We start from the raw sequence: 11,786 nt of genomic DNA on the forward strand, positions 1-11,786 counted from the left end.
CGGTCTGCGGGCGTGCATCGAGAACGAATCGGATATCGCTGCTGCTCCCTCGGCAAGTCACCGCCGGCGGGCGTGCTGAAATGTGCCCATGAGTGGGGAAACGAACACTGATGTACAAGGCGTTCTGGCTGACTACCGCGTCATCGACCTGACCGACGAGCGCGGCCACCTGGCCGGGTTGATCTGGGCCCAGATGGGCGCCGACGTGATCGCGATCGAACCACCGGAGGGCTCGTCGGCGCGTCGGCTCGGGCCGTTCGCTGGCGACGTCGAAGATCCAGAGCGCTCGTTGCACCATTGGTCCTATAACCGGGGCAAGCGCAGCGTGGTGCTGGATCTGCGCACCTCCGAGGGCGTCGATCGTGCCAAAGCGCTCATCGCCGGCGCGGACGTCGTGTTCGAGTCATTCGACTCTGGCGAGGCTGAGAATCTCGGCTTGGGCCGCGACGTGCTCGCGGAGCTCAACCCGGCACTGATTCATGTGTCGATCACTGCGTTCGGCAGCGATGGCCCGAAAGCCAATTGGACCCATTCGGACCTGGCATTGCAGGCCTCAGCGGTGAACATGGCGATCACCGGCGACGCGGACCGGGCGCCGCTTCGCGCCGGCGGCACGCTTCCGCAGGCGTTCCACAACGCGGCATCCGAGGGCGCCGGAGCGGCGCTGATTGCCATGTGGGACCGCCAGACCCGCTCGGGGCTGGGCCAGCACATCGACACGTCCGCCCAGCGGTCCATGAGCCAGGCCTCCATGTCGTCCACGCTCAACGCGTCGGTGAATGCGACCGTGACTCAGCGCATCGCCGGCGGCGCCAGCTTGCAGGGCATCGACATACAGCTCATGTGGCCGTGTGCCGACGGGCATGCCTCGGTGACGTTCCTGTTCGGACCGGGTTTCCGAGCATTCACCGAGAACCTCATGGCCTGGGTGCATGAGGAGGGCTTCTGCGACGAGGCCACGCGGGACAAGAACTGGACCGAGTACGCCATGATGCTGCTCGACGGTCGCGAGCCCGTCTCGGAGTACGAGCGGGTCAAGGGGATCCTCACCGATTTCTTCGCCACCAAGACCAAGGCTGAATTGCTGGACGCGGCGATGACCCGGCGGGTGCTCATCACGCCGGTATGGAACACCGGCGAGGTGGTGGATTCCCATCAGCTCGCTTTCCGCGAGTACTGGGAGGACGTCGATCACAGCGATGTCGTGTCTGACGCCGGCGCTGGTTCATTCGATCCTGCGGCAATTCGCTATCCGGGCGCATTCGCGAAGTTCACCGAGACTCCGCTGGCGAAACTGGGCCGCGCCCCGAGGTTGGGAGAGCACACCGACGAGGTCTTGGTCGATCTGGACGCCGCACAACGCCTGCCGGCAGTGCCCGCTGCCGTCGCCCCGGTGGCCCATACTTCGCCGCCGCTTGAGGGCGTCAAGGTGCTCGACTTCATGTGGGCGATGGCCGGCCCGGCGGCTTCGAGGGTGCTGGCCGACTACGGCGCCGACATCATCCGTGTCGAATCAGCGAACAAGCTCGATGCGATTCGGTCGATCCAGCCGTTCCACGACGATGTCGGCGATCCCGACGGTTCGGCCCTGTTCAGCAATCTGAACGCCGGCAAGCGCGGCTTGGCGCTGGACATGTCCAAGCCCGAAGCGATGGAGGTCATCTGGGACCTCATCGACTGGGCAGACGTGATCCTGGAGTCGTTCTCGCCCAAGGCCATGACCGGTTGGGGCATGGGCTGGGAACAGGTGCGTGAGCGCCGCCCCGACATGGTGATGGCGTCGAGCTGCCTGATGGGCCAGACCGGGCCGCTTGCGCTGCTTGCCGGCTTCGGAACCATGGCCGCAGCGATCTCCGGTTTCTTCTATCCGGTCGGGTGGCCCGATCGGGCGCCGGCGGGGCCGTTCGCCGCGTACACCGACTACACGTCGCCGCGCTGGCTGGTGGCCGCGATAATGGGGGCGCTTGAGCACAAGCGCCAGACCGGCCGCGGCCAGTACGTCGACATGTCCCAGGCTGAGGCGGCTCTGCACCTGATGGGGCCTGCGTTGCTCGAGCGCACCACCAACGGGCGCATCTGGGAGGCGGGGGGCAACCGGGATCTGGTGTTCGCACCGCAGGGTGCGTACCAGACCGCAGCGGGCGGCCCCGCGGGGGACGACTTCGACGACAATTGGATCGCGATCTCCTGTGTTGACGACCGCCAGTGGTCTGCGCTGGCGGCCGCGATAGGGCGCGACGACATGGCGTCGCTGAGCACCAGCGAGCGCCATGCGCGCCACGACGAACTCGACGAGATCATCTCTGCGTGGACCCGGGGCCGCGACGGCTACGAGCTGATGGCCGAGCTGCAGGCGGCTGGCATCGCGGCGCACATCGTGCAGAACTCGCCGGAGTTCACCGTCGACCCGCAGATCGTGCACCGCCAGTTCCTCACCGCGGTCGACCACGCCAAGCAGGGCACGACGACGGTGGAGAACACCCGGTTCGTCATGTCTCGCACCCCGGCATCGGTGACCTATGGCGGCCCGACGCTCGGCGAGCACAGCTTCGAGGTGCTGACTGAGACGCTCGCCTATGACGGCGACCGTATTGCCGAACTGGCCATAGCTGAACTGCTGGAGTAGCGATCCCGTGAGCGAGCGACGTAGATCATCGCTCGCCGCACGGTCCACGACGTCGCTGGCCGACTCATCTCCCCAACACACCGCAGTGCGCGTCCGTGCTGAAATGTCGGGATGCCTGACGCCCCCGAAGATGCTGTGCCCACATCGATGCTGAGCCCGTTCCGGGTGCTGGACCTCGCCGATGAACGGGGCCACCTGTGCGGGGCGATCCTCGCCCAGATGGGTGCTGATGTGATCGCAGTCGAGCCGCCCGAGGGCTCATCGGCGCGGCGGCTGGCCCCCTTTGCCGGCGATGTTGCAGGACCCGAGAGGTCGCTGCACCATTGGGCCTACAACCGCGGCAAGCGCAGCGTGGTGCTCGATGTGCGCACCGACGAGGGCGCTGAGCAGCTCAAGGCGCTGGCAGCTGCGGCGGACATCTTGATCGAGTCGGCCGGCGCCGGGGCCATGGACGGCCTCGGGCTCGGCTACGACGCTCTGTCGGAGGTCAATCCCGAGCTGGTGTACGTGTCCATCACGCCGTTCGGCTCGGACGGGCCGAAGGCGACCTGGATGGCGTCGGACCTCACGCTGCAGGCCTCCGCGGTGAACATGGCCATGACCGGCGACTCCGATCGGGCGCCGGTCCGCACCGGGGGACTGCTGCCCCAGGCGTTCCACAACGCAGCCTCCGAGGCAGCGGGCGCGGCGCTCATCGCCCTGTGGGAACGCCAGACAGTCTCGGGCCTCGGCCAGCACGTCGACATGTCGGCGCAGCAGAGCATGAATCAGGCCTGCCAGTCGTACGCACTCTCGACGCCGATCGGAGCCACCCCGCCGATCCGGCACGCGGGCGGGGTGCTCGTGGAGGGTCTGCACATCCAGCTGATGTGGCCCTGCGCGGACGGCCATGCCTCGGTCACGTTCCTGTTCGGGCCTGGTTTTCGGGCCTTCACGCAGAACCTCATGGACTGGGTGTGCGAAGAGGGCTTCTGCGACGAAGCCACACGAGACAAGAATTGGACCGAGTACGCGATGATGCTGCTTGATGGCCGTGAGCCGGTCTCAGAGTACGAGCGGCTCAAGCAGGTGCTGGCTGACTTCTTCGCCACCAAGACGAAGGCCGAGCTGCTCGACGCGGCCATGAGCCGTCGGGTGCTCATCACGCCGGTGTCGACGACGCCCGAAGTCATCGATTCGCACCAGTTGGCGGCGCGCGAGTACTGGGAGACCGTTGCCCAAGAAGTCGACGGGGACGGCCAGACCGAGGTGACGTACCCGGGTCGCTACGCCCGTTTCGGCGCCACGCCGATGCCGCCGCTCGGCCCGCCGCCCAAGCTCGGCCAGCACACCGATGACGTGCTCGGGGAGCTGGCGTCGGCGGCGCAGACTCGTCCCCGGATCGAGGCAACCGGCGCAGACGTGTCCGCTCACACGCCCTCGTCAGCCCGCCCGCTCGAGAACGTCAAGGTGCTCGATTTCATGTGGGCGATGGCCGGGCCCGCAGCAGCGCGGGTGCTTGCCGACTATGGCGCCGACATCATCCGGGTGGAGTCCGAGACCCGACTCGAGGTGGCCCGCTCGCTGCAGCCGTTCCGCGACGACGTGGGTGATCCCGAGTACTCGGCGCTCTACAACAACATGAACGCCGGCAAGCGGGGCATCTGTCTGGACATGTCGAAGCCCGCGGCGCTCGATGTCATCTGGGATCTCATCGACTGGGCCGACGTGATCGTCGAGTCGTTCTCGCCCAAGGCCATGGCGGGCTGGGGGATGGGCTGGGAGCAGGTGCGCGAACGTCGGCCGGACGTCATCATGGCGTCGAGCTGCCTGATGGGCCAGACCGGCCCGCTGGCGATGCTGGCCGGCTTCGGGACGATGGCCGCGGCCATCTCGGGGTTCTTCTACCCGGTCGGCTGGCCCGACCGTGCACCGTGCGGACCGTTCGGCGCCTACACCGACTACACGTCGCCGCGCTGGCTGGTTGCGGCCGTCATGGGGACGCTGGAGCACCGGCGCCGCACCGGCGAAGGCCAGCACATCGACATGTCCCAGGCGGAGGCGGCATTGCACCTCATGGCGCCTGCGCTGCTCGACCAGACAGTCAACGGCCGCATGGCTGAACGGGTGGGCAACCGAGACAGCCACATTGCTCCCCAAGGCGTCTACCAGACGGGTGCAACGCAAGCCCATGACGACAACTGGATTGCGATCGCTTGCGTCGACGACAGCCAGTGGCACTCGCTGGCAGCCCAGATGGGTCGCAGCGATCTGGGAGACCTGACGCTGGCGCAGCGCCACCAGCGTCACGACGAGTTGGACCACGTCATCGCAGCGTGGACCCGGGGTCAAGACGGAAACGCGCTGATGTACCGGCTGCAGGATGTCGGCGTGGCGGCGCATATCGTGCAGAACTCGCCGGAGTACACCGCCGACCCGCAGATCATTCACCGGGGCCAGCAAGTCGAGGTTGCCCACGCCAAGCAGGGCACCACCGTCGTCGACGCCTCCCGCTTCGTGCTGTCGCGCACCTCAGCGCAGGTCACCTACGGTGGCCCGACACTCGGCGAGCACACCTTCGACATCCTCACCGACGTCCTCGGCTACGACAGCGACCGCATAGCAGAACTCGCCGTCGCCGAACTCCTGGCCTGACCGCCGTTGGGTCCGCAGCAATCTGGGTGGCACATGACATCGCAGCAGACCGAGGAGCCCGCTGAGGGGTCGGCCGTCCCGAGCAGCAACCCGCTGTACCGCCGCAGCGCGTACGAGCACCGGGGGCGCGTCGCGCCGATCGATGGCATCCTGCGCGTCAGCGCACCGCACGAATGGCTGGTGCTGCTGGCGCTGGCAGCGATGATCGTCGCCGCAGTGGTGTGGAGCTTCGCCGGCCGGCTGGAATCGGGTGTGAGCGGGCCGTGCTCGCTGCGGCCCGCAGGGGAGCGTCACACCGTCACAGCCACAGTGTCAGGCGTCGTCACCGAGGTCCTCGCTCGGCCTGGCCACCGTTTGGCCTCGGGGGCACCGCTGCTGCGGGTGACGTCGCCTGAGGTCAGCCTCGCCGCGGAGTTGGCGCGGGTCCGCGCCGCGGCATTGGGCGCGCAGCACCCCGACAGCGCCGACGCTGTCGCCGCCCGTGCGGAAGCCGAGGCGTTGGCTGATGTCGAAGCATCGGGGACGCTGGTCCGCACACCCTTCAGGGGCACCCTGGTCTCCTCCGCCCCCCGCCTCGGCGACACGCTGATGCTCGGCGCGCCCATCGCCGAGATCCACCAGGCCGCCGACGGCCCGCCGCAGGCGACGATTTTCCTCACGGGCGTAGATGCAGCGCGTGCACGCCCCGGCATGAAGGTGAGTGTCGGCTGGACGCAACGCTCCAGCTCCGACAGCGTGCTCAGCGATGCTGCGGTCACGGAGGTGAACGCAGCAGCGCCCGTCCTCGGCTCGCCGGGCGCGGAGTTCTCCGCGGGAGCAACCGCCGACGCCACAGTGATCGCGGAGTTCGCGCAACCGCTCGCAGATGCGCCGGCGCTCGGGTCGGGCACGGATGCCGCGCTCGGCTGCACCGCCCGCATCGTCACGGCCTCGCGACGGCCGATCGAACTGCTCATCGGTCGTCGCTGAGAGGAGGGCAGCGGCCATGCGCATGACTCCCGGGCCGCGGCGTGTGCGCCGCACGCCGGTCATCCCCCAGATGCATGCCTCGGAGTGCGGCGCCGCATGTCTGGGGATCGTGCTCGCGCACCACGGGCGCAGCGTGTCCACCGAGGAGTTGAGAGCAGCCTGCAAGGTGACCCGCGACGGGTCCAGTGCGGCCGATGTCGTGGCAGCGGGCCGGCGCTACGGGCTGAGCCTCACCGGATGGCGCATGGAGACCGACGGCCTGGCTGACCTTGAGTGCCCGGCAATCCTGTTCTGGGAGTTCAACCACTTCGTGGTTCTCGAAGGCATCCGGCGCGGCCGCTATTACCTGAACGATCCTGCCAACGGGCGCCGCTCAGTGAGCGCGCAGACCGTCGACCGTGCGTTCACCGGCATCGTGCTCAAGGCCGAGCCCGATGAATCGTTCGCCCGCTCCGAGCGGCCGCCGGGGATCGTGCGCAAGCTGTGGCCGTGGCTGTCGCCGGCCAAGGGAGCGCTGGCGTTTTGCGTGCTTGCGGGGCTGCTGGCCGCGGTGCCCGGCGCCGCACTGCCGATCCTGCTGGGCATCTTCGTGGACAGCGTGCTGGGAGGCGCCGAGCGGAGCTGGGGCGCACCGGTCGCGTGGGCGATGGCTGCCGCCGGCGGTGCGATGTACCTGCTGGTCTGGCTCCAGCAGTACATGTTCCGCAAACTGGCGGTGCGGCTGTCGGTCAGCGGGGCGCAGGGCTTCCTGGGCCGCCTGTTCTGCCTGCCGACCCAGTTCTTCGAGCACCGCTTCGCCGGCGATCTCACCTCTCGTGTGCACCTCGTCGACGCAGTCGCGCACGGGGCTTCCAGCGGCGCGGTATGGATCGTGATCGAGCTGTTCGCGAGCCTCGTGCTGCTGGTGGTGATGTTCACGCTCGATGCGTCTTTGGCAGTGCTCGTTGCGGCGATCGCTGCGGTCGCCATCTTGGTCATGTTGGCGATCAGCAGGCTTCGCGCTGACACCGAGCGCCAGTTCCGGCACGAGCAGGCGACGATGGCAGGCATCGAAGCAGCCGGGCTCCGTGACTTCGACGCCATGCGTGCAACGGCGGCCGAGGACGATTTCTTCGTCCGCTGGAGCGGTCAGCAGGCACGCGAACTTGCAGCACGGCAGCAATTCGCCGAGCTCGGCTATGTCGTTGGCGCGCTGCCGCGGCTGTTCACGATGATCGGCGCCATTGCCGTGCTCGGCATCGGTGGCTGGCAGGTCGCCGCTGATGAGCTCAGCGTCGGCTCGCTCATCGCTTTCTATGTGATGGCCGGTGCGTTCCTGGTGCCGATCGGACGCTTCGTCCAGTTCGCCGACGAGTTCATGGTGCTCGACGCCGACCTGGGGCGCGTGCAGGACGTGCTCGATGCACCGCCTGATCCCGATGCGGTCGCGGACGAGAGCGAGGAACCCTCAGCAGCGCACAGCCGCGTGGCCACCTTCGAGGGCCGTTTGCGTCTCGTCGGCGGCATCGAACTGCGCGACGTGAGCTTCGGCTTCGACCGTGAGCGTGCGCCGCTGATCCACGGGCTGAATCTCACGATCCGACCGGGCCAGCGGGTCGCATTGGTCGGCCCTACCGGATCGGGCAAGTCCACGCTGCTGCGCCTCATCAGCGGCGAGATTGCACCTGACAGCGGCGAGATCCTCTTCGACGGCGCGCCGCGGCGGGCGATCCCCCGCGAGGTGCTGGCCGACTCGCTCGCTTCGGTCGATCAGCAGATTCACCTGTTCGCGGCATCGGTACGCGAGAACCTCTCGATGTGGAACACCGCCATGAGCGACGAACAGATCGTCGAGGCCGCCCGTGATGCGCGCATCCATGAGGTGATCATGAGCCGTGCCGGGGGATACGACGCGAAGGTCACTGAGGGAGGGCGCAACTTCAGCGGCGGCCAGCGGCAGCGGCTCGAGATTGCACGGGCTCTTGCTCGCAACCCCACGATGCTGCTTGCCGACGAGGCCACGAGCACGCTCGATGCAGTCATCGAACGCGAGATCGACGACGCGCTGCGGCGCCGGGGGCTGACTTGCGTCATCGTGGCCCACCGGCTCGCCACGATCCGCGACTGCGACGAGATCGTTGTCCTCGAGCGCGGGAGGCCCAGCCAGCGCGGCACACATGACGAGCTGGTGGCAGATCGTGACGGCCTCTACTTCGACCTGGTGACGATGCAGTGAGCGCCCCCGGCCCAGCGCAAGCAGAATCCGGCGGAGGGCTCGGACGTCTCGCCGACCGAGCGGGCGTGCCGATGGCTGCTGCGGCGAACGCGCCGGTGCGTCTCGACGGCGCCCACCACGTCTGGTTCGTCGAGCAGGGAGCGCTCGATGTGTTCTGCTCCGAGCGCAGCGACGGACGCGTCGTCGCGGCGGCGAAGCATCTGCTGCGCGCCGAAGCAGGCCGTTTGGTGTTCGGGATGCCCGAGCTCGACGGGCCGTTCGCGGTGCTGGCAAAGGGCGTCGTCGGCACCCGCCTGCGCAGGCTCGACACCGCAACGGTGCGGGCGCAAGCCATCGACGGGCACGGCGTGCTCTTCACAGAGATTGCGCGACAGGCGGACCTGTGGGTTGGCGACCTCGCTCACGCAGTCACTGCCGACATCGAATCGCGGCCGCGCGCCACGAGGCTGATCGAAGCCGGATCGGCGGAGGAGATCTCCGCTGACTGTGTGCTCTCCGTGCGGCCTGCGGAGGTGGTCTGGGTGTCGCCGGAGCAGGAGAATACAGCCTTCCCAGCGTCCTATCTGGGAACCGAGACGCTGTCCCGCAGCGCCGACGAAGGCCCGATCTGGTTTCCCCTCACGGCGCAGAGCTGGGTCACGCTGTCGGCTGCCGACTCCGGCGCGCACCCTGACGCTGCGGTCCTGATACGCACAGGCACTGCGGAGCAGCTGGCGCGAAGCGGCGAGCTGCTCGGGGCTCTGGGAGACTTCGCCCGCTTGGCGCTCGACGCCGAGGCGCTGAATCGTCGGCTCCGAATTGTCGATGAGGTCAACGCCCGCAGTGCCCGCAGTGCCCAGAGCCGGACAGTGCGCGAGAGGGCCCGCGCGGCGCTGGACTCATTGGGCGGTACCGCGCGGCCTGCGCCGACACCGCACGACTCCGCACTGATGGCCGTGCTGTCGCTCATCGGAGGTCACAGCGGCATCGAGTTCAGCGAGCCTCGCCGGCCGGCGACGGCGCCGCCGCCCACACTTGAGGAGATTGTTGTCGCGTCAGGCCTGCGGGCACGACGAGTGCGCTTGGCGCCCGAGGATCGCTGGTGGCGCTCCGACAGCGGCGCAATGCTGGGCTACACCCAGCAGGGATCCGAGCCCGTCGCCCTGCTGCCGGGCTTGACCGGCTATCGAGCAGTCCGCGCCGATGGCAGCGCCACACGGGTGAGTGCTGCGTCGGCAGGTGAGTTCATGCCTTCAGCCTGGATCGTGTACCCCAAGTTCGACGACAGCGAGCCGGTGCGGCTGCGTGATCTGGTGCGCCTGACACGGCATGGCGTCGGCACGGACCTGATCCGGATCGCCGCGGCCGGGCTGGTAGCCGCATTGCTGACGCAGGCACCAGCGATCGCGCTGGGAATGCTGACGGACTGGGCGCTGCCCTTCGCGCGAACCGAAGCGCTCGTCGGAATCCTCGCGGCGCTGGCCGTTTTCACCGTCGGCGCAGCAGTGCTGTCGGTCTTCGGCGGCGTGACGCTGATGCGCCTCGAGGCGCGGATCGGCGCTCGTTTGAGCGCTGCGGCGTGGGATCGCCTGCTGGCGTTGCCGCTGCCGTTCTTCCGTGATGCCGTGGCCGGTGAGCTCGCGGTGCGAATGGCGACCTTTCAGCGGCTGCGCGACCTGTTCTCAGGAGTCGTCGCCAGCGTGCTGTCATCGGTCGTGTTCCTGCTCCCCACCCTGGGGCTGCTCTATTTCTACGACTCGTTTCTCGCCTCGATCGCGGTGGCGATGACTGCTGTCTCGCTGGTGGTGATCGCGGGGCTCGGGCTGGCGCAGATGCCCCACCAGCGACGCTGGCACGAGGCAGTGCGCGTCCTGTCGGGGCGCCTGTTCCAGTTCATCGGCGGCGTCGCCAAGATCCGCTCCTGCGGGGCCGAGGCGGCGACGTTCGCTTCGTGGGCGGGCGCCTACCGCGACAAACAGCTGGCGGAGATTCGCAGCTCGCGCATCGATGAGCACTCGGTGGCGTTCGGCACTGCCTTCCCGTTCGCGTTCGCTGCGGTGCTGTGCGCCGCAGCGCTCGTCCGAGGCGATGCCGTCGCCGCAGGCGACTTCGTCGTGGCCTTGGCGGCGTCGCTGACGCTGTACGTGGCTGTGGCAGATCTGGGCCGCGCCATGGAGGCTCTCGCGGAGGCGTTCACTTCCTACGAGCAGATTCGGCCGGTGCTGGCATCGATGCCCGAACGGGATGCCTCGACGCTCGCCCCGGTCCGGCTCGACGGCGAGGTGGTGGTGGATCGGGTGAGCTTCCGATTCGACGCGGATTCGCCGCTGGTGCTCGACGAGGTGTGCGTCGAGGCGAGGCCGGGCGAGTTCATCGCCCTGGTCGGGGGTTCAGGCGCGGGCAAGAGCACGCTGGTTCGTCTGATGCTGGGTCTGGAGACGCCTGAGCGAGGTGCTGTGTATTTCGACGGCCGCGATCTGAGCAACCTCGACCGGCGCTCGGTTCGACGCCAGATTGGCGTGGTTCCCCAGGACAGCTCGCTGCAGCCCGGCAGCCTGGCCGAGAACATCATCGGGATGTCGGAGGATCTGAAGCTCGAAGACGCCTGGCAGGCTGCTCGACTGGCCGCGGTGGATGCCGACATCGCTGACATGCCGATGCAGATGATGACGATGGTGGGCGACCGTTCCAGCATCTTCTCCGGCGGGCAGATTCAGCGTATTCGCATCGCTGCGGCGCTGGTGCGCGACCCGCGCATCGTCATCTTGGACGAAGCCACGAGCTGGCTCGATGCCCGCAGCCAGGCAGAGGTCATGAGCAGCATCGAGGCTTTGGGGGCGACGCGCATCGTTGTCGCGCATCGCTTGTCGACGATCCGGCGAGCCGACCGGATCTACGTGCTGGACGCTGGGCAACTCGTGCAGTCGGGCGGCTTCGACGAGTTGCTCGACGAGACGGGGCCGTTCCGGGAGCTGGTACAGCGGCAGCTGCTGTGAGATGCCAACGACGGCACTGCGTGGGGCATTGGCGGTGAATCGGTGTTGGACGGGTCCGGCTTGTCGACTGCGGTATGGTGACGTGAGTAAGCACCATCTGTGGAGTGAGTGATGAACAAAGAGGCGCAAACCGCGTCAGGCAGCGGCGACAGCGAAACTGACCAGGAGCAGGGCGATGTGCCAGTGCAGCTGGCAGACGCTGAAATGGAACAGATTCAAGGCGGCGGCGGCAGGCCGGCAACCAACTGGGCCATGAACAATTGGACTGCCAGCCCCGACACCCCGCCGAGGACTCCCCCGGGAGGCTGAGCGGCAGCCTCGGCAGTCGCTCGGTCTTGGCGTTCAGCCACGGCGAGCCATGTCGGGG

The 11,786-nt window shown here is 68.0% G+C and carries 6 protein-coding genes; 5 read left to right on the plus strand and 1 reads right to left on the minus strand.

Features of this window, described 5'->3' with window-relative positions; translation table 11 throughout:
• Positions 1 to 88 precede the first annotated feature (88 nt).
• The 5 genes from ACOGJB_RS18025 (at position 89) to ACOGJB_RS18045 (ending at position 11,419) form a co-directional block, all read left to right on the plus strand.
• Positions 89 to 2,626 carry a CaiB/BaiF CoA transferase family protein gene (locus ACOGJB_RS18025; RefSeq protein ID WP_419838460.1) on the plus strand — a complete coding sequence of 846 codons (2,538 nt, stop codon included), beginning with the start codon at positions 89 to 91 and terminating at the stop codon, positions 2,624 to 2,626.
• Between the two features lie 111 nt (positions 2,627 to 2,737).
• Positions 2,738 to 5,260 carry a CaiB/BaiF CoA transferase family protein gene (locus ACOGJB_RS18030; RefSeq protein ID WP_419838461.1) on the plus strand — a complete coding sequence of 841 codons (2,523 nt, stop codon included), beginning with the start codon at positions 2,738 to 2,740 and terminating at the stop codon, positions 5,258 to 5,260.
• Between the two features lie 33 nt (positions 5,261 to 5,293).
• The gene (locus ACOGJB_RS18035; protein ID WP_419838462.1) at positions 5,294 to 6,229 is read left to right on the plus strand and encodes a hypothetical protein; all 936 of its coding nucleotides are present in this window, start codon (positions 5,294 to 5,296) and stop codon (positions 6,227 to 6,229) included.
• A gap of 16 nt (positions 6,230 to 6,245) precedes the next feature.
• Positions 6,246 to 8,444, plus strand: a complete 2,199-nt coding sequence (locus tag ACOGJB_RS18040) for an ATP-binding cassette domain-containing protein (protein ID WP_419838463.1) — start codon at positions 6,246 to 6,248, stop codon at positions 8,442 to 8,444.
• On the plus strand, positions 8,441 to 11,419 hold the full coding sequence (locus tag ACOGJB_RS18045; protein WP_419838464.1) for an ATP-binding cassette domain-containing protein: 2,979 nt from the start codon (positions 8,441 to 8,443) through the stop codon (positions 11,417 to 11,419). The genes ACOGJB_RS18040 and ACOGJB_RS18045 overlap by 4 nt, the downstream gene beginning before the upstream one ends.
• 215 nt (positions 11,420 to 11,634) lie before the next feature.
• Here the strand turns inward: ACOGJB_RS18045 and ACOGJB_RS18050 are convergent, their stop codons facing one another.
• Positions 11,635 to 11,769 (minus strand): hypothetical protein, encoded by a 135-nt coding sequence (locus ACOGJB_RS18050; RefSeq protein ID WP_419838465.1) that lies wholly within the window; start codon positions 11,767 to 11,769, stop codon positions 11,635 to 11,637.
• Between the last annotated feature and the right edge of the window lie 17 nt (positions 11,770 to 11,786).

It is taken from the genome of Candidatus Poriferisodalis sp. (genome assembly GCF_965208895.1).
Taxonomy (GTDB): Bacteria; Actinomycetota; Acidimicrobiia; order Acidimicrobiales; family Poriferisodalaceae; genus Poriferisodalis.

What these genes read in the sequence shown, in the direction of transcription:
- ACOGJB_RS18035 (WP_419838462.1), top strand. Translation starts at nt 5,294, where the DNA reads ATGACATCGCAGCAGACCGAGGAGCCCGCTGAGGGGTCGGCCGTCCCG.
- ACOGJB_RS18030 (WP_419838461.1), top strand. Translation starts at nt 2,738, where the DNA reads ATGCCTGACGCCCCCGAAGATGCTGTGCCCACATCGATGCTGAGCCCG.
- ACOGJB_RS18025 (WP_419838460.1), top strand. Translation starts at nt 89, where the DNA reads ATGAGTGGGGAAACGAACACTGATGTACAAGGCGTTCTGGCTGACTAC.
- ACOGJB_RS18040 (WP_419838463.1), top strand. Translation starts at nt 6,246, where the DNA reads ATGCGCATGACTCCCGGGCCGCGGCGTGTGCGCCGCACGCCGGTCATC.